Source organism: Flavobacterium sp. 25HG05S-40 (assembly GCF_052654735.1).
Window position 1 is genome coordinate 1,950,150 of record NZ_CP199750.1, and the last position, 18,484, is coordinate 1,968,633.

At 36.5% G+C, this 18,484-nt stretch carries 15 protein-coding genes; 12 read left to right on the forward strand and 3 right to left on the reverse strand.

Translation table 11 applies throughout. From position 1 onward, the window contains the following. The first annotated feature begins 139 nt into the window (after nucleotides 1–139). The 7 genes from ACULEU_RS08465 (at nucleotide 140) to ACULEU_RS08495 (ending at nucleotide 7,661) form a co-directional block, all read left to right on the forward strand. The gene (locus ACULEU_RS08465) at nucleotides 140–2,683 is read left to right on the forward strand and encodes an ATP-dependent Clp protease ATP-binding subunit (RefSeq protein WP_445452167.1); all 2,544 of its coding nucleotides are present in this window, start codon (nucleotides 140–142) and stop codon (nucleotides 2,681–2,683) included. Between the two features lie 85 nt (nucleotides 2,684–2,768). Further along, nucleotides 2,769–4,139, forward strand: coding sequence for a 30S ribosomal protein S6--L-glutamate ligase (gene rimK, locus ACULEU_RS08470; protein ID WP_445452168.1), 1,371 nt, complete (start codon nucleotides 2,769–2,771; stop codon nucleotides 4,137–4,139). 55 nt (nucleotides 4,140–4,194) lie between these two features. Further along, entirely contained in the window at nucleotides 4,195–5,109 is a 915-nt protein-coding gene (locus tag ACULEU_RS08475) for an ABC transporter permease (protein ID WP_445452169.1), read from the forward strand. Continuing rightward, the gene (locus ACULEU_RS08480) at nucleotides 5,109–5,789 is read left to right on the forward strand and encodes an ABC transporter ATP-binding protein (RefSeq protein WP_445452170.1); all 681 of its coding nucleotides are present in this window, start codon (nucleotides 5,109–5,111) and stop codon (nucleotides 5,787–5,789) included. Before ACULEU_RS08475 ends, ACULEU_RS08480 begins: the two co-directional genes overlap by 1 nt. Nucleotides 5,790–6,109: 320 nt before the next feature. Next, the gene (locus ACULEU_RS08485) at nucleotides 6,110–6,694 is read left to right on the forward strand and encodes a TMEM175 family protein (protein ID WP_445452171.1); all 585 of its coding nucleotides are present in this window, start codon (nucleotides 6,110–6,112) and stop codon (nucleotides 6,692–6,694) included. A gap of 24 nt (nucleotides 6,695–6,718) precedes the next feature. Continuing rightward, nucleotides 6,719–7,087, forward strand: coding sequence for a DUF1304 domain-containing protein (locus tag ACULEU_RS08490; RefSeq protein ID WP_445452172.1), 369 nt, complete (start codon nucleotides 6,719–6,721; stop codon nucleotides 7,085–7,087). Between the two features lie 211 nt (nucleotides 7,088–7,298). Further along, entirely contained in the window at nucleotides 7,299–7,661 is a 363-nt protein-coding gene (locus ACULEU_RS08495) for a cupin domain-containing protein (RefSeq protein WP_445452173.1), read from the forward strand. A gap of 21 nt (nucleotides 7,662–7,682) precedes the next feature. Here the strand turns inward: ACULEU_RS08495 and hutH are convergent, their stop codons facing one another. Further along, entirely contained in the window at nucleotides 7,683–9,185 is a 1,503-nt protein-coding gene (gene hutH / locus ACULEU_RS08500) for a histidine ammonia-lyase (protein WP_445452174.1), read from the reverse strand. 396 nt (nucleotides 9,186–9,581) lie between these two features. On the opposite strand from hutH, the gene thrA reads away from it, so the two are divergent. The 4 genes from thrA to ACULEU_RS08520 all read left to right on the forward strand — a co-directional run bounded on the left by thrA (nucleotide 9,582) and on the right by ACULEU_RS08520 (nucleotide 15,619). Continuing rightward, nucleotides 9,582–12,029, forward strand: coding sequence for a bifunctional aspartate kinase/homoserine dehydrogenase I (gene thrA, locus ACULEU_RS08505; RefSeq protein WP_445452175.1), 2,448 nt, complete (start codon nucleotides 9,582–9,584; stop codon nucleotides 12,027–12,029). Between the two features lie 108 nt (nucleotides 12,030–12,137). Continuing rightward, nucleotides 12,138–13,058, forward strand: coding sequence for a homoserine kinase (locus ACULEU_RS08510; protein WP_445452176.1), 921 nt, complete (start codon nucleotides 12,138–12,140; stop codon nucleotides 13,056–13,058). Between the two features lie 14 nt (nucleotides 13,059–13,072). Next, nucleotides 13,073–14,359: a threonine synthase gene (gene thrC / locus ACULEU_RS08515; protein ID WP_445452177.1), complete on the forward strand. Its 1,287-nt coding sequence runs from the start codon at nucleotides 13,073–13,075 to the stop codon at nucleotides 14,357–14,359. Nucleotides 14,360–14,431: 72 nt separating this feature from the next. Then, the gene (locus tag ACULEU_RS08520; RefSeq protein WP_445452178.1) at nucleotides 14,432–15,619 is read left to right on the forward strand and encodes a hypothetical protein; all 1,188 of its coding nucleotides are present in this window, start codon (nucleotides 14,432–14,434) and stop codon (nucleotides 15,617–15,619) included. A gap of 32 nt (nucleotides 15,620–15,651) precedes the next feature. Here the strand turns inward: ACULEU_RS08520 and ytxJ are convergent, their stop codons facing one another. Continuing rightward, nucleotides 15,652–16,035 carry a bacillithiol system redox-active protein YtxJ gene (gene ytxJ, locus ACULEU_RS08525; RefSeq protein WP_445452179.1) on the reverse strand — a complete coding sequence of 128 codons (384 nt, stop codon included), beginning with the start codon at nucleotides 16,033–16,035 and terminating at the stop codon, nucleotides 15,652–15,654. 96 nt (nucleotides 16,036–16,131) lie between these two features. Beyond that, nucleotides 16,132–16,899 (reverse strand): hypothetical protein, encoded by a 768-nt coding sequence (locus tag ACULEU_RS08530; protein ID WP_445452180.1) that lies wholly within the window; start codon nucleotides 16,897–16,899, stop codon nucleotides 16,132–16,134. Between the two features lie 149 nt (nucleotides 16,900–17,048). Between ACULEU_RS08530 and ACULEU_RS08535 the strand changes: the two genes are divergently transcribed. After that, the gene (locus tag ACULEU_RS08535) at nucleotides 17,049–18,476 is read left to right on the forward strand and encodes an L-serine ammonia-lyase (protein ID WP_445452181.1); all 1,428 of its coding nucleotides are present in this window, start codon (nucleotides 17,049–17,051) and stop codon (nucleotides 18,474–18,476) included. The last annotated feature ends 8 nt before the right edge of the window (nucleotides 18,477–18,484 follow it).

Sequence of the window (18,484 nt, forward strand, 5' to 3'; positions counted from 1 at the left end):
TTTTTAGTTAATAAGTTAGTTACAAAACCACTTTTATTATTGGCTTTTTTTTTGTCAATTAGCTGACAGTACTTTTAGCGGGAATGATTTTTGTTAGAATGATTCTGAATAACTAAATTTACAATAGCAATTACATTATATGGATGATAATTTTTCACCAAGAGTAAAAGATGTGATTACCTACAGTAAGGAAGAAGCCTTGCGCTTGGGTCACGATTTTATTGGAACTGAGCATTTGATGCTCGGGATATTAAGAGATGGAAACGGCAAAGCCATTACTATTCTCAACAATCTTTCTATTGATTTAGAACATTTGCGCAAAAAGGTGGAAATATTGAGTCCGGCCAATCCAAATGTTGAAATCAGTAACGAAAAGAAAAACCTACACTTGACCCGTCAAGCGGAACGCGCCTTGAAAACTACATTTCTAGAAGCTAAAGTTTTTCAAAGCACGTCTATTAGCACGGCACATCTTTTATTGTGCATCTTAAGAAATGAGAATGATCCAACAACCAAACTACTGCATCGTCTGAAAATTGACTATAACGTAGTTAAAGAACAGTACTTGAATATGACACCAAACGAAGAAGATTTTAACGATAATTTGCCAACAAACGAATCTTATAATGAAGACTCAGGACAAGATGACAGTTTGAAAGAAGGCAGTTTCAATAATCCGGGAAACAAAACCAATAAAAAATCAAAAACTCCGGTCTTGGATAATTTTGGTCGCGACTTAACCGAATTGGCTGAAGAAGGAAAATTAGACCCCGTTGTGGGTCGTGAAAAAGAAATCGAAAGGGTTTCCCAAATTTTAAGCCGTAGAAAGAAAAATAATCCGTTGTTGATTGGAGAACCTGGTGTTGGTAAATCTGCCATTGCCGAAGGTTTGGCATTGCGTATCATCCAAAAGAAAGTATCTAGGATTTTATTCAACAAAAGAGTAGTAACGCTTGATTTAGCCTCTTTAGTTGCCGGAACAAAATACCGCGGACAGTTCGAAGAACGAATGAAAGCCGTGATGAATGAATTAGAAAAAAATGACGACATCATTCTTTTCATTGATGAAATCCACACTATTGTTGGTGCTGGTGGCGCTACAGGTTCGTTGGATGCTTCCAACATGTTTAAACCTGCCTTAGCCAGAGGCGAGATACAATGTATTGGTGCTACAACATTAGATGAGTACCGACAATACATCGAAAAAGACGGCGCGTTAGAAAGACGTTTCCAGAAAGTAATCGTAGAACCTACTTCTGTAGAAGAAACTATTACTATCTTAAACAACATTAAAAACAAATACGAAGATCACCATAACGTTATTTACACCGACGAAGCTATTGAAGCTTGTGTGAAATTGACCAACCGATACATGTCGGAGCGTTTCCTTCCAGACAAAGCTATCGATGCTTTAGATGAAGCTGGCTCAAGAGTTCACATTACCAATATTGATGTTCCAAAACAAATCTTAGATTTAGAACGTCAGTTGGATGAAGTGCGCGAACTTAAAAATTCTGTCGTTAAGAAGCAGAAATACGAAGAAGCAGCCAAACTCCGAGATGATGAAAAACGTCTCGAAAAAGACCTTGCAATTGCTCAAGAGCAATGGGAAGAAGATTCTAAAAGCAATCGCATTCGCGTAACAGAAGATAATGTTGCTGATGTGGTATCCATGATGACTGGAATTCCGGTAAATCGTATCGCTCAAACCGAAAGCAACAAACTAGCTCATTTACCAGAATTGATTCGCGGAAAAGTAATTGGCCAAGATGAAGCTGTGGGCAAAATTGCAAAATCAATCCAAAGAAATCGTGCCGGACTTAAAGATCCTAACCGACCAATCGGTTCGTTCATTTTCTTAGGTCAAACCGGAGTTGGGAAAACACAATTGGCTAAAGTTTTGGCAAAAGAGTTATTTGATTCTGAAGATGCTTTGGTTCGTATTGACATGAGTGAGTACATGGAGAAATTTGCCATCTCAAGATTAATCGGAGCTCCTCCGGGTTATGTAGGTTATGAAGAAGGCGGACAATTGACTGAAAAAGTACGAAGAAAACCTTACTGTGTGGTGCTTTTAGATGAAATTGAAAAAGCGCATCCTGATGTATTCAACATGATGCTTCAGGTTTTAGATGATGGTTATCTAACGGATAGTTTAGGTCGCAAAATCGATTTTAAAAACACTATTATCATCATGACTTCTAATGTTGGAGCTCGACAGTTAAAGGATTTCGGACAAGGTGTCGGTTTTGGAACTGCCGCTAAAATTGCGCAAGCTGACGACAATTCGAAAAGCGTTATCGAAAATGCTTTAAAGAAAACGTTTGCTCCTGAATTCCTGAACCGAATTGATGATGTAATTGTATTCAATCCTTTGGAGAAAGAGCATATCGATTTGATTATCGAAATCGAATTGAAAAAATTATATGGTCGCGTTTCAGAATTAGGATATACCCTAAATCTTTCTGACAAAGCCAAAGCTTTTATTGCCGAAAAAGGTTTTGATAAGCAATTTGGTGCACGTCCTCTAAAAAGAGCCATTCAAAAATATGTTGAAGATGCCTTAGCAGAAGAAATTATTACTTCTAAAATAGCGTCTGGAGATACCATTTTTATGGACTTAGACGAAACGGCTCAAGAGTTGACCGTGACCATAAAGAAAGCTAAAAAGCCAACGAGCTAAGAATATATAAATTAATTGCAAACCACGAATTCACGAATAAATACTATCATATAGTTCGGGAATTCGTGGTTTTTTATTGAAATCCATGCCACAAAATAAAATCATATTAGGTTCGGAGGAATGGTGTACCTTTCCTGAACTCGGAATTCCCGCTATCAAAGCCCGTGTTGATTCGGGTGCTAAAACATCAGCGCTACACGCTATCAATATTGCGCCATTTATTAAAGACGCCGAAAATTGGGTCAAATTTGATATCAATCCCATTCAGAATAATATTAAAACCGTTATTCATTGCGAAGCGAAACTTATTGACAAACGAATCGTTAAAAGTTCAAGTGGATACAGAGAACAGCGTTTTGTTATTCAGACCATACTAAAAATCGGAAATGACAGTTGGGAAATCGAAATGACGTTAACCAATCGCGACTCCATGGGTTTCCGAATGCTTTTAGGCCGAGAAGCTATGAGTGGACGCATATTAGTGGATCCCGAACAAAAATACCTTTTGGGACAAACTTCCGTCGAAAGTTTGAAGGAATTGTACATCGATTCGGTTCCCAATAAAACCGGTTTGCGAATCGGACTTCTAGCTAGTAATCCCGACTTATACAGCAACAAGCGCATTATGGAAGCAGGAGAAATGCGTGGCCACCAAATGCACTTTCTGAATATTAAAGAATGCTATATGAAATTGGATGCTGACAAGCCTGAGATTCACTATCGAGGCGGAAAAATATTAGATAATTTTGATGCTATCATTCCCAGAATACGTCCAAGCATTACCTTCTACGGTTGCGCACTGACACGACAGTTTCAAGCGATGAAAGTCTATTGCTTAAATTCGGCTGCAGCCATTACACAATCAAGAGACAAATTGTTTTCACTGCAATTATTATTGCGTAACGGAATTGATATCCCAACCACGGGTTTTGCCAACTCGCCTTTAGACACCGATGATTTGATTAAAATGGTGGGCGGACCGCCATTGATTGTAAAATTATTGGAAGGTACGCAGGGCAAAGGAGTCGTTTTAGCCGAAACCAAAAAAGCAGCTGAATCGGTAATCAATGCCTTTAAAAGTTTGAATGCCAATATTTTGGTTCAGGAATTCATCAAAGAAGCCGATGGTAAAGACTTACGTTTGTTTGTAGTAGACGGAAAAGTAGTTGCAGCCATTCAGCGTGAAGCAGCACCGGGAGAATTTAGAGCCAACATTCATATGGGCGGCACTGCTTCCATAATTAGACCAACAACTGATGAAAAACGAATTGCCATAAAAGCTGCAAAAGCCATGGACTTAAAAGTAGCCGGTGTCGATATCATTCGTTCTTCCAAAGGACCTTTATTGTTGGAAGTAAATTCATCTCCAGGTTTAGAAGGTATTGAAGGCGCCACACATAAAGACATTGCCGGAGAAATGATCCGAGCTATTGAAAAGAATTTTAAGTGGAAATAATCAGACTTACTGTATTTATAAGTTAGTTACCAGCCCATTTTAGCGCACCGAAATAATGAAAGAATATTTTGTTTTACAATTCAAAATGCTAAACAGACAATTAACCGAATGGGGAATTGAACCTATAATTGGTTATCTTATTGGTATTTTTGCATTTGTTGGTATTTCGATAAAACTATTTGAAAAAACGCAATTTGCTGAATATATCCACATTACATTAGCTTTAAGTTTAGTACTAAAATTGAATGAAATAAACAGAAACGAATTTTTAAAGCTTTGTTATTCTAAAACGGAATATATTAAAATAAGAATAGTTGAAAACCTAATTGTTTCCATAGTATTTATACTCTTTTTGTTATTTGAAGAAAAGTATTTGAGTTCGATTTTACTTTTTATTTTGGCTACTCTTTTTTCTCTAATAGATTTAAAAACCAAATCAAGTTTTACATTACCAACTCCTTTTTATAAGCATCCGTTTGAGTTTACAGTAGGTTTTAGGTCAAATTATTTCATCTATTTCTTTGCTTATTTTTTGACATTTGTGTCGATTAGTGTTGATAATTTTAATTTAGGTATTTTTTCATTAATTCTGACCTTACTTTGTTGTCTTAATTATTATACAAATTCGGAAAATGAATTTTATGTTTGGGTATTTTCTTTGACTCCAAAAGAATTTTTAAAATATAAATTAAGATACATCATCCAATATTCAACTATTTTGAGTTTACCAATACTTATAAGTTTATCTCTGTTTTTCTACACAAAAATTGATTTAATAATAGGATTTCAATTTTTAGGATATTTATTTATTTTTACAACTATGCTAGCAAAATATTCAGTATTTCCTGAAAAATTAAATATTAAATTCGGAATTATACTTGCTTTAACATTTTGGTTTCCACCATTACTAGTCCTAATTATTCCCTATTTGTACATTCAATCAACGAAAAAATTAAAAGAAATATTATAATGATTAGCATTGAAAACCTGTCAAAATCATACGGTTCTAAAGTAGTATTAGAAAATATTAACTTGAATTTTGAAAAAGGAAAAGTTTATGGAATTGTTGGCGAAAATGGATCAGGGAAAACTACGTTGTTTAAGTGTATTGCAGGATTAGAAAAACATCAAGGAACAATAAATTGTGAATACGGAAAACCTAAAGATTCTCTTGGCTATTTACAAACAGAGCCTTACTTTTTTTCAAAAATAACCGGTAATGAATACATTAAATTGTTATGCAATGCAAGAAACATCAACTATACTGATTTAAAAGAAAAAAATATTTTTGATTTACCATTGAATGAATATGCAGTAAAATACTCAACCGGAATGAGAAAAAAACTTGCATTTACTGCAATATTATTACAAGAAAACAAAGTATTCATTTTAGATGAGCCCTTTAATGGAGTGGATATTCATAGTAACATTATAATTACCGAAATAATTCATAAATTGAAAGGAATGGGAAAGTCAATACTAATTTCATCTCACATTTTTTCGACATTAAATGACACTTGTGATGAAATATTTTTATTAAAAAACGGAAAAATAATTAAGAGCGTTTTGAAAGAGGAATTTAACCATTTAGAAAGCGAAATGAAAGCATTTACAATCGGAAATAAAATAGAAAAATTGAACTTGAAATAAAAACGGCTGTTACCAGCCGTTTTTATTTTGCACTTGCGAATTATGCGGTAAGTTCACGTTCACGTTTCTCAATTTTCTTGCTCGGAAGCTTCGTAAAATTTTCTTTGAAAAAGTTGACTTGGAAATAGTGTGACCAAAGGTAGTGTGACCAAAAAAAATGGTCACACTACCTTTGGTCACAAGAAAAGTCGAAATGGACAAGAAACTTGAAAATTCACTCCAATAATTTTGTCTATCTTTATATTTGAACAGTGAAAAAACCTCCACTATAGTAATCCGTGGCACGATAATACTTTTTGGTCAATTAAACGATGAACACTATGAATAAAAACAGACTGGAAGCCTTTAGCGACGGGGTTTTAGCCATTATCATTACAATCATGGTTTTGGAATTCAAAGTTCCCAATAGCACTAATTACGAAGCCATTATGCCTTTGTTGCACAAATTCCTTAGTTACATCTTGAGCTTTATTTATGTTGGGATTTATTGGAACAACCACCATCACATGATGCATACGGTAAAACAGGTTAATGGTAAAATCCTATGGGCCAATTTGCATTTGCTATTTTGGCTCTCGATGATTCCGTTTGCTACGGCTTGGATTGGTGAACATCACTTTGCTCCTTTTCCCATGATGTTTTACGGCATTATTCTGTTTATGAACGGGTTTGCGTATTTCTTGTTACAATCGCAGATTATCAAAACCCACGGAAAAGAATCTCAGTTATCAAAAGCTATTGGTAATGGTTTAAAGGAAAAAGCATCGGTAATTTTATACGCAATAGCTATTGCATTTGCCAACTTCTACCCTATTGTTTCAGGAGTCATCTATATTTTTGTGGCATTCCTATGGCTCATCCCTGATACCCGAATAGAACGCATTCTGAATGAAGACAAAAAATAAACCTTATAAACAAAACATCAAAATATGAACTTACTCTCACAACTCATCGTCGGATTTATCGCAACATTACACCTCTACATTCTTTGGCTCGAAATGTTTGCCTGGACCACCAGAGGACGAAAAGTATTCAAAACCATACCCGAAGATTTATTTGAAAAGACTAAAGTGATGGCAGCTAATCAAGGATTGTATAACGGATTCCTGGCAGCCGGATTGATTTGGTCATTGTTAATTTTGGATGCCGATTGGTCGAAAAACATCGCTATCTTTTTTCTTTCTTGCGTATTAGTGGCGGGGATTTACGGTGCTATGACGGCTTCTAAAAGAATCTTCTTTGTACAAGCTGTGCCGGCTATTTTGGGATTGCTGAGTTTTATGCTGACGTTGAATTGATAAAACTGTAGTTGAATAAACACTTGAAACAAACGGATACTCATTAAACTATCAACTTAAATTTAAATCTTTTAGCTGATACGCCAACTTTATCATGTAGCCTAATAAGATTGGTTTTTTCTGATTTTACTATCAATGAATTATACAACTCTTTTACACGGTTCTACAACCACAAACAGACAAAATAGAGCATCTTTGATAAAAAGAAGCCATGAGGTCAACCACTCCAAAAGCCATTAAAGAAGATGCTGATATTGGCTTACCAAAATCAAAAAAACATGTCATCCTTGAAATAGTAGAATATGTTCCTCATAGCATAGTCTGCAAAACCATTATAAAAAATGTTGGAGGCAAATTATCTGCCGTTGCTTTTGATGAAGGAGAACAGTTTTGCGAAACGACAGCCAAGTATGATACTTATGTGCAAATTATCGACGGAAAAGCCGAAGTTACCATTGGCTCCAAAGATTGGGAACTGAAATTAGGAGAAGGCATGATAATTCCGGTAAATACTGTACACTGCTTCAAAGCGGATTCCGAGTTCAAAATGATTACCACTGTAATCAGAAGCTAGTTGCGACAGAGATTACTACTATTAATCGTCCAACTCTACCATAAAACTATTCAAAAAAGCCACTGAATTCAGAATGTCGTAGTGCAAAATTCGGTCTTCTTTTACCAAAGGAACTTCTTCACGATAGGATTTCAAGAACATTTCAATAAAAGCACTCGATTGCAATGGCTGACGATACGCTATTGCCTGAGAAGCATTCATCAACTCAATAGCTAATATTCGCTCCAGATTTTCCATCACCCTTAAACATTTGGTAGCAGCATTGGCGCCCATACTCACATGATCTTCCTGTCCGTTTGAGGATACGATACTATCTACACTAGCTGGAGTAGCTAATTGCTTGTTTTGGCTGGCAATACTGGCTGCTGTGTATTGTGGAATCATAAATCCTGAATTCAATCCCGGATTGTCTACTAAGAATGCCGGCAATCCGCGCAAACCTGATATTAATTGGTAGGTTCTTCGTTCGGAAATACTGCCTAATTCGGCTAGAGCAATCGCTAAGAAATCTAAAGCCATGGCTAAGGGTTGTCCGTGGAAATTTCCACCGGAAATAATGACATCTTCTCCAACAAAAATATTAGGATTATCGGTAACCGAATTGATTTCGGTTTTAAACACTTTTTTCACATAATCGATGGTATCTTTCGAAGCACCATGTACTTGCGGAATACAACGGAAAGAATAAGGGTCTTGCACATGGGCTTTGGGTTGTGCTATGATCTGACTTCCATCCAACAATTCCTTCATGCGTTTTGCAGTCATAATTTGACCTCGGTGTGGACGAACCAAGTGGATTAATTCATCAAAAGGCTCTATTCTTCCATCAAATCCTTCTAAAGAAATAGCAGCAATCACATCGGCAAAATAGGAATATTTCATGGCTTTCATCAAAATATAACTGCCATACGAACTCATAAATTGTGTGCCGTTTAACAGCGCCAAACCTTCTTTGGATTGCAATACAATAGGTTGCCAACCCATTTTTTCTAACACCTTTTTAGCCGGTTGACGAAATCCTTCATAATAGACTTCCCCTTCACCCAATAAAGGCAATGATAAATGTGCCAATGGCGCTAAATCACCACTTGCTCCCAACGAACCTTGGGTATAAATGACAGGAAGGATATCGTTATTATAAAAATCTACTAAACGCTCCACTGTAGCCAACTGAACACCTGAATGTCCATAACTCAACGACTGAATTTTTAGCAACAGCATAATCTTTACAATTTCAGCAGGAACTTCATCTCCGGTACCACAAGCATGAGATTTCACAAGGTTTTCCTGCAGTTGGGATAGATTTTCATTAGAAATTTTCACATTACACAACGATCCAAAACCGGTATTGATTCCGTAAATAGGTTGGTCGTGCGAAGCCATTTTTTTATCCAAATAACTACGGCATTTTTGAATATTAACTTTGGCTTCTTCCGAAAGTGACAATGATTGCTGTTGCGAGAGAATAGTCTCTAACTGTTCTAAACTCAACACTTCCGAACTGATATAATGTGTATTTTCCATTTTTTGATTGCAAATTGTGCTCAAAATTCCATAAACAATACTTAAAAAACAAGTTTTGCCAGTACTATTTTATTGTCATATTACTAAGGAAACGGTACATCTGATAGAAAAAATGGCATTAAAATTTTAACATTCCCTTAAAAATACGATTTTGATAAAAATCATGCTAAATCTTTTTTCGTTAACAAAAAATAGTATTTTTGGGAAACTATGTGGAAAACAAACAACAAATTCTCTGTAACGACTACTGCTAATTCATTAGCGGTAACAACGGTTACTACCACAACAACAACTACAACCCCTTTTGGGGTATAATCATTTCATATAATCCTTTTTTATGGACTTTCGACAGAAAGCAAATTCACAATTTACCATTCATAATTCACAATTAAAATCATGATCGTATTAAAATTTGGCGGAACATCGGTTGCCAATGCCGAAAATATTTCAAAAACAATAGCTATTGTTGCCAACAAAAGCAAAGAAAATAAACTAGCCGTAGTCGTTTCAGCGTTTAGTGGCGTAACCGATTTATTAATCTTAGCCGGAAAAACCGCTTCTTCCAAAGACAAGGCTTACAAAGAAATCATCAGTGATATCGATAAAAAACACAAGGACGCTATAGACGAACTTATTCCGCTAAGCGAACAAAGTGATATTATCGAAAAGATAAACAGCGATATCAATTTGTTGAAAACCTTGTTAGATGGATGTTATTTATTAGGGGAATTATCAAATAGAACTGCCGATATCGTAGCTGGTTTTGGGGAATTATTATCGTCTCAAATCATTGCCGTTGCCCTAAAACAGAAGGTAACTAATTCCGCTTTTAAAGACAGTCGAGAAGTCATCAAAACCAATTCTAATTTTGGAAAAGCTAGTGTCGATTTTGAAATAACCAATACCCTTATTGCTGATTATTTTAAGAATACAGATTTTCAAGTGACATTATTTCCCGGATTTATCGCTTCTTCTTTAGATGGAAACACCACAACATTAGGGCGCGGTGGTTCTGATTATACAGCAGCCATCATTGCTGCTGCAGTAAAAGCGGATGTTTTGGAAATATGGACCGATGTCAACGGAATGTTTACAGCGAATCCTCGTGTAGTAAAACAAGCGCAACCTATCGAAACGATTTCGTATCAAGAAGCCATGGAATTATCCCATTTTGGTGCCAAAGTATTGTATCCACCAACCATTCAACCGGTTTTAAAAGATAATATTCCCATTTTTATCAAAAACACTTTTGAGCCTGAAGTATATGGAACGCTGATTTCAAATAGCCCAAATGCTTCCAATAATCCGATTAAAGGAATCTCACATATCGATAATATCGCGTTGTTGACTTTGGAAGGATCCGGAATGATTGGTGTGGCAGGTTCTTCTAAACGCTTGTTCGAAGTATTATCAACAGAAGGTATTAACGTCATTTTTATTACTCAGGCATCATCAGAACATTCCATTTGTATTGGTATTTTGAGTGCCGATGCTGATCGGGCCAAAACGGCCATCGACAAAGCCTTTGAACTCGAAATTGCGCAAGGTAAAATTGATCCATGTAGCATCGAAAGAGAACTTTGCATTGTAGCTTTAGTGGGTGAAAGCATGAAAAATCATCAGGGAATCAGCGGGAAAATGTTTAGTACTTTAGGCAAAAACAACGTTAACATCCGCGCCATTGCTCAAGGCGCTTCCGAAAGAAATATTTCGGTAGTTATTAATGAAAAAGATGTCAAAAAAGCATTAAATACATTACATGAACGTTTCTTTGAAGACAATACCAAACAGTTGAATTTGTTTGTAATGGGTGTTGGAAACGTAGGTGAAAAATTCATAGACCAAATCAGTCAACAGAAAAAATTCCTAAAAGAAAACCTCAAAATCAATCTTCGTGTTATTGCTATGGCTAACTCAAGAACGATGCTATTTGATGAAGACGGAATCAATTTAAAAGACTGGAAAACAGCTCTTGCAGCGGGTGAAAAAGCCAATGTTCAAAGCTTTATAGCAAAAGTAAAAGACCTCAACTTACGAAACAGTATTTTTGTAGATATTACAGCCAATTATGACATCGCTACCATTTATGATAAATTTTTAAGCGAAAATATTGCCGTAGTTACCTGCAACAAAATTGCCTGTTCGTCCGAATACAACAACTACAAAAACCTGAAAAACCTTTCCCGAAAATACAATGCTCCATTCTTGTTTGAAACGAATGTTGGAGCCGGATTACCAATTATTGACACACTAAAACATCTGATTGCTTCTGGTGACAAAGTGAACAAAATACAAGCCGTTTTATCGGGAAGTTTGAACTTTATTTTTAATAATTTCAGCGACACTTATAATTTTCATGATGTAGTTAAAGAAGCAGGTGTTCAAGGATTTACGGAACCTGACCCAAAAATTGATTTAAGTGGTGTTGATGTCGCTAGAAAGATACTGATTCTTATCCGCGAAAGCGGTTATCAAATGGACATTGAAGAAATTGAAAACAATTGTTTCCTGCCAAAAGAATGTATGGACACTACTAATAACGATGACTTCTTTAAATCTCTAACCAAGCACGACGCGCATTTCAACAAACTATTGGCCGAAGCCAAAGAGAAAGACAGTCGCATTAAATTCGTAGCCAAATTCGATAACGGAAAAGCCTCTGTCGGACTACAGTTCATTCCAAAAGAAAGTCCGTTCTACAATCTCGAAGGAAAAGACAATATCGTCGAATTCTATACCGACCGTTACGTTGACCAGCCTTTAATCATTAAAGGAGCTGGAGCCGGAGCCGCTGTTACAGCTTCCGGAATTTTTGCCGATGTAATCCGAATTGGAAACGTGTAATTAGTCGAAAGTTGGAAAGTTGGAAAGTCAAAAGAAATCTTTTTAAATAACATTTTATGACTTTAGACTTGATGACTTTAGACTTTATGACTTTAGACTTTAGACTTTATGACTGAAATAAAAATATTCTGCCCCGCCACTATTGCGAATCTCAATTGCGGATTTGACGTAATGGGTTTGTGTTTGGACGGTATTGGTGATGAAATGATTATTAGAAAAGTTTCTGAAAAAGGCATCAAAATCACCAAAATAACTGGTGCCGATTTGCCTCTGGAAACCGAAAAAAACGTAGCTGGTGTTGCAGGTTTAGCATTACTAAACGCTACACAAACCGACTTCGGATTTGAAATCGAAATCCATAAAAAAATAAAAGCAGGAAGTGGCATTGGGAGTTCTTCTGCCAGTGCAGCCGGAGCAGTATTTGGTATTAATGAACTCTTGGGCAGACCGTTTACAAAACACGAACTTGTTTATTTTGCCATGAAAGGTGAAGTGGTAGCCAGCGGCAGTGAACATGCTGATAATGTTGCGCCTTGTGTTCTAGGGGGATTTACCTTAGTTCGCGGTTATAATCCGTTAGATGTTATTAAAATTGAGAGTCCAGAAGAACTCTTCGCAGTAGTACTTCATCCACATATAGAAGTTAAAACATCCGATTCACGTGCCGTTTTAAAACCCGATGTTTCGCTGAAAAATGCTATTACGCAATGGGGGAATTTAGGTGGATTGATAGCCGGGTTATACACAAAGGATTACGGACTTATTGGTCGCTCATTGCAGGATGTTATTGTAGAACCTGCACGAAAGCATTTGATTCCGAATTTTGATTACGTTAAAAATGCTGCATTAGAGAGTGGTGCTTTAGGTTCCGGGATTTCAGGAGCTGGTCCATCCATTTTTGCTTTATGTAAAGGCGAAACCATTGCCAATACTGTTGCTAAAAGTATGAACGATGCATACGCGGCTAACGGAATCGCTTTTGATATCCATATTTCGAAAGTGAATGATGAAGGAACAAAAATCATATAAGAAGTAGTTACAAAATGAAATATTTTAGTTTAAATAACAAATCGCATAAAGTTAGTTTTGAAGAAGCTGTTGTGGCTGGTTTAGCGCCCGACAGAGGTTTATATTTTCCAGATAACATCGCTCCTCTACCCGATTCTTTCTTTACTAACATTGAAAATCTTTCTCATACTGAAATTGCTTTTGAAGCCATCAAACAATTTGTGGGTGATGAGATTCCGGAAACGGAACTCAAACGAATCATAGCCGAAACCTTATGCTTTGATTTTCCTTGTGTTCCGGTAGAAGAAAATGTCTTTTCATTAGAATTATTTCACGGACCAACCATGGCATTTAAAGATGTCGGCGGCCGATTTATGTCGAGATGTTTGGGTTATTTCAATAGAGATAAAGATATTCAAAACACGGTTTTGGTTGCTACTTCCGGAGATACCGGCGGTGCTGTTGCCAGCGGTTTTTTGGGTGTAAAAGGTGTAGAAGTCATTATTTTATATCCTTCTGGAAAAGTCAGTGACATTCAGGAACGACAACTCACAACTTTAGGTCAAAACATCAAAGCTTTAGAAGTCGACGGTGTATTTGACGATTGTCAGGATATGGTCAAAAAGGCCTTTATGGATGAAAGTCTGAAACACAAAAACCTGACTTCTGCCAACTCGATAAACATTGCCCGTTGGTTACCACAGATGTTCTATATTTTCTTTGCCTACCAACAATTAAAAAAACACAATAAACCGATTATCCTGTCTTGTCCGAGCGGGAATTTCGGAAATATTTGTGCCGGAATCATGGCTAAAAGATTGGGCTTACCCATAGCTCACTTTGTTGCAGCAACCAATGCCAATGATACTGTTCCGAGATTTTTAGAAAAAGGAAATTACGATCCTAAGCCATCTGTTGCCACAATTTCCAATGCCATGGATGTCGGGAATCCGAGTAATTTTATCCGAATTCAAGAATTATACAACAACGATTTAAGCGAATTTGAAAAAGATTTTTCCTCATACAGTTACACCGATGCTGAAACTGAAGAAGCGATCAAGGACATCTTCAACAGAACGAATTATATTGCCGAACCTCATGGCGCCGTGGGGTATTTGGGATTGAAAAAAGAAATGGTAAAACAACCAAATAGTGTTGGAGTATTTCTGGAAACAGCCCATCCTATTAAATTTTTAGATGTTGTAGAGCCTTTGTTAAATTTAAAATTACCAATTCCGAAACAGATTGAAGGAGTGTTGGGTAAAGAAAAAGTACGTACTAAAATCAGCACTTACGAAGATTTGAAGCAGTTTCTTAATTGATTTTTTTACATTTGTTGCAACAAAATCAAACCGATGAAATCGAAGATTCATTAATACCAAAAAACAACTTGCATGAGTAAAAAAATTACTGCTCTCCTGGCCTTATTTCTAATCATTTCCTCCTGTGGCGTTAAGCAAACCCGAGAATTATTAACCTCTGGTGATTATGATGCCGCTATAAACAATGCCGTTGACGGCTTGCGTGGTAACAAAAATGCGAAAGGGAAACAAGACTATGTCTATATGCTCGAAGAAGCATTTGCTAAAGCTAAAGAACGTGATTTAAGAAATATCAACGGTTGGTTTAAAGATGCGAATCCACAAAACTTAGAGAAAATTTACAACACTTATTTGCAGTTAAATAACCGTCAAGAACAGATTCGTCCGTTGCTTCCTCTAAAATTATTAAAAGAAGGCAGAGACGCTATTTTTCCTTTTGACGATTACACCGATCAGATTGTAAGCAGTAAAAACGCTTTGTCTAAATATCTGTACGACAATTCCAAAGCTTTGTTGGCCAATAAAGATAAAATGGTGCTTCGTCGTGCCTATGATGATTTGGTGTATTTGGAAAGTATCAATCCTGGTTTCAAAGATGTCGCCAAATTAACCGATGAAGCCAAATTTAAAGGAACTGATTTCGTGAGCGTTTATACAAAAAACGAAACCAATATGGTTATTCCTACCCGACTTCAGGATGATTTATTGGATTTCAGCACCTATGGTTTGAACGACAAATGGACGCTATATCACAGCAACCGCCAAAAAGGAATTGACTACGATTATGGTCTGATTGTCAATTTCAGACAAATCAATATTTCTCCTGAACAAGTCAAAGAAAAACAATTCGACAAAGAAAAACTTATCAAAGATGGTGTTAAAAACCTTTTGGATGCTAACGGAAATGTTGTAAAGGATAGTTTAGGTAATCCTATAAAAGTGGATAATATGAAAACCGTTCGCATCAGCATATATGAGTTTTCTCAAGTAAAAGCTTGTCAGGTAACCGCCAAAGTAGATTATATCAATTTTAAAAACAATCAGTTGATTGAAACCTTTCCGTTAGCAAGTGAATTTGTGTTTAGTCATATGTATTCCAAGTACAAAGGTGACAAACGTGCTTGTGAAGAAAGTTACTACAGTAATTTCAATAAAAAACCAATGCCTTTCCCTAGTAATGAACAAATGGTTTTTGACACCGGAAACGATTTAAAAGCCAAATTGAAAGATATTATTGTCCGAAATAAATTCAGACGCTAAAAAAGAAATCCCTCCTTGAGAGGGATTTTTATTTAAATAAAACGCTCCAGCATAATGGCGTCTATATTTTCATGCGAAGCGGTATAGATAGCCTTTCCGTTTTTAATAACTATAATTTGTGGTGATTGATGCTGTACTTCAAATCGAGATGCTATTTCATTAGAAATCGGTCTGTAACGCAACAAATCCAGGTAATACGGGACAATGTCATTGTGTAAAACAAATTCTCTTTCAAATTGCTTTAAAGCAGTTTTACTGATGTAACAGCTGGTACTATGCTTAAAAATGACTACTGTTTTATCCGTTGAAACCGTCAAAATCTCGTTTAGTTGGCCTAAATCTGTTATAAAAATCCATGGGAATTGTACAGTCTCATTTTCATCAGAAGCTCCGAAAACATTTTTGAAAAAACTCATACTATTGGTTTAATGTGAATAATCAGTATCTGTTTCCAAAGATAAAAAAACCACCTTTAAATAAAGGTGGTTTTCAGTTATAATTAAGGAAATGAATTAGTCGTTATCGTCATCCATGTCGGTGCAATCTTCAATACGGTCATTGATTGAATTGGCTAATGAATTGTTACCATCGGTATCGTTTGGTCCTATCTCAATAACGCCATCTCCGTCACCATCTACTGCCGAACTTAAATCTACTTGACTCATCAATAAATTCAAATCAATATTCAAAATCAAATCAAAAGAATTATTGCTAACCACTAAATTCTGAGCATTGTCTTCGTAATCAATTTCAAAGTCCTCTTCAAAACTATGCCAGAAAACAAAAGGAGTACCATCAATAGTTCCTCTAATTTCAACCGTTCTGTTAAACATAGGAGAAGTGCTTACGTTGCTTCTATTTAATTTAAACTCAACTTCTTCATACGTTCCGTTTGGAATAGTAACTGTAGTCACAAGAGCCGTTTGGTTTAGTAAATCAAGTTCCCAAGGTCCTCTCAATTCTACTTCGTCATCACCATCATAAAATCCGTCATTGTCATCATCACCATCATTTCCTCCGTTGTCATCATCGTTGTCATCATTGTCATCAGATTCAGCAAATTTGAATTCAATTTCTCTGATGTTGATTTTAAAACTAGTCAATACCACAGTACTGTTGATAACTTCTCCTGTTGGTGACACTTTACCAGCGCCCGTGTTGTCATAAGTAGCTCTGGCTACAATTTTCATCGTGGTATCACTAGATGCACTGTCCCTAGAACATGCCGTTACCACTAATAATAAAAGAATAATTCCGAGTACTGTTTTTACGTTTTTCATTTTTATAGATTTATTGTTTGTGATGCTAAAACAAGAGGAACTTGATATACCCTACTCACAAGCGGAAAAAAAATAATAATAATTCAAAATGATGTTGAGCGGACTTATTTGTTTGGATTATATTTGCCTTAACTAAATCGATATAGTTCATGGAAGAATGCATCTCCGTCTTTGATATGCTCAAAATAGGTGTCGGACCATCAAGTTCACACACTCTTGGGCCTTGGCGTGCTGCCGAGCGCTTTTTATCCGAATTACAAACCGAAAATCTATTCGATAAAATCAAACGTGTTAAAGTAGATTTATACGGTTCGCTTTCGTTAACCGGAAAAGGTCACGCCACTGATTTAGCCGTAATGCTTGGGCTAAGCGGACAAGATCCTGAATATATTCCGGTACAGGATATTGCGGGAATCATAAAAAGAATTGAAGATACTAACGAAATCCACCTCGGAAATAAAGTGGTGATCCCTTTTTATTTTTTGCAGGATATTATGTTTAATAAAAACTTTCTGCCGTTTCATGCCAATGGCTTAACCTTTACAGCGTATCTTGATGACAATAGCGAATATACCTCGACTTTTTACTCGATTGGTGGTGGCTTTGTTGTCAAAGAAGAGCGTGTCAATGCCAAAAAGAAAATGGAAATCAAATGTGCGTTCCCTTATCCTATCCAGAATGCGGAAGAATTGTTGCAATACACCATAACCCTCAATAAATCGATTTCTGAAATTGTGTATGAGAATGAAAAATCGATGCGCAGTGAAGCAGCAATTCATCAGGAACTAATGCGCATTTGGGAAACGATGTTAGAGTGTATGTTTATCGGATGTCATTCGGAAGGTATTTTACCTGGTGGCTTAAACGTAAGAAGGCGCGCTTTTGACATGCATCAGGGTTTAATTGGCTTATCAAATTATAACAATCCGCAAGAATGGCTGGAAACTATCCGAAAAACCGAAGTAAAGTTTCGTCAGATATTAAAATGGGTTTCTTGTTTTGCTTTGGCGGTCAATGAGGTGAATGCTGCTTTAGGAAGAGTTGTAACAGCACCTACCAATGGAAGTTCCGGTGTGATTCCGTCTGTATTGATGTATTATCTCGTAATTGAAAATCATCAGGCAGGCGAAAAAGAAATCAAGCAGTTCCTGATGGTTGCAGGTGAAATTGGTAGTATTTTCAAAAAAGGCTCCACTATCTCAGCGGCAATGGGCGGTTGTCAGGCTGAAATTGGCGTTTCTTCTGCGATGGCTGCTGCTGCTTTATGTGAAGTAATGGGTGGCACTCCAGATCAGGTGTTAATGGCTGCCGAAATTGCCATGGAACATCATCTCGGAATGACCTGTGACCCTATTGGTGGTTTGGTTCAGATTCCGTGCATAGAACGCAATACTATGGGTGCTATAAAAGCGATTAATGCTGCCGAACTAGCGATGGAAACGGATGCTAAAAATGCCAAAGTTCCGTTGGACAAAGTAATTGAAACGATGTGGAAAACCGCTAAAGACATGAATTCCAAATACAAAGAAACCTCTGAAGGAGGTTTAGCTGTTGCAGTAAATATGGCCGACTGCTAAAAATCTTG

What these genes read in the sequence shown, in the direction of transcription:
- ACULEU_RS08465 (WP_445452167.1), top strand. Translation starts at nt 140, where the DNA reads ATGGATGATAATTTTTCACCAAGAGTAAAAGATGTGATTACCTACAGT.
- rimK (WP_445452168.1), top strand. Translation starts at nt 2,769, where the DNA reads ATGCCACAAAATAAAATCATATTAGGTTCGGAGGAATGGTGTACCTTT.
- ACULEU_RS08475 (WP_445452169.1), top strand. Translation starts at nt 4,195, where the DNA reads ATGAAAGAATATTTTGTTTTACAATTCAAAATGCTAAACAGACAATTA.
- ACULEU_RS08480 (WP_445452170.1), top strand. Translation starts at nt 5,109, where the DNA reads ATGATTAGCATTGAAAACCTGTCAAAATCATACGGTTCTAAAGTAGTA.
- ACULEU_RS08485 (WP_445452171.1), top strand. Translation starts at nt 6,110, where the DNA reads ATGAATAAAAACAGACTGGAAGCCTTTAGCGACGGGGTTTTAGCCATT.
- ACULEU_RS08490 (WP_445452172.1), top strand. Translation starts at nt 6,719, where the DNA reads ATGAACTTACTCTCACAACTCATCGTCGGATTTATCGCAACATTACAC.
- ACULEU_RS08495 (WP_445452173.1), top strand. Translation starts at nt 7,299, where the DNA reads ATGAGGTCAACCACTCCAAAAGCCATTAAAGAAGATGCTGATATTGGC.
- hutH (WP_445452174.1), bottom strand. Translation starts at nt 9,185, where the DNA reads ATGGAAAATACACATTATATCAGTTCGGAAGTGTTGAGTTTAGAACAG.
- thrA (WP_445452175.1), top strand. Translation starts at nt 9,582, where the DNA reads ATGATCGTATTAAAATTTGGCGGAACATCGGTTGCCAATGCCGAAAAT.
- ACULEU_RS08510 (WP_445452176.1), top strand. Translation starts at nt 12,138, where the DNA reads ATGACTGAAATAAAAATATTCTGCCCCGCCACTATTGCGAATCTCAAT.
- thrC (WP_445452177.1), top strand. Translation starts at nt 13,073, where the DNA reads ATGAAATATTTTAGTTTAAATAACAAATCGCATAAAGTTAGTTTTGAA.
- ACULEU_RS08520 (WP_445452178.1), top strand. Translation starts at nt 14,432, where the DNA reads ATGAGTAAAAAAATTACTGCTCTCCTGGCCTTATTTCTAATCATTTCC.
- ytxJ (WP_445452179.1), bottom strand. Translation starts at nt 16,035, where the DNA reads ATGAGTTTTTTCAAAAATGTTTTCGGAGCTTCTGATGAAAATGAGACT.
- ACULEU_RS08530 (WP_445452180.1), bottom strand. Translation starts at nt 16,899, where the DNA reads ATGAAAAACGTAAAAACAGTACTCGGAATTATTCTTTTATTATTAGTG.
- ACULEU_RS08535 (WP_445452181.1), top strand. Translation starts at nt 17,049, where the DNA reads ATGGAAGAATGCATCTCCGTCTTTGATATGCTCAAAATAGGTGTCGGA.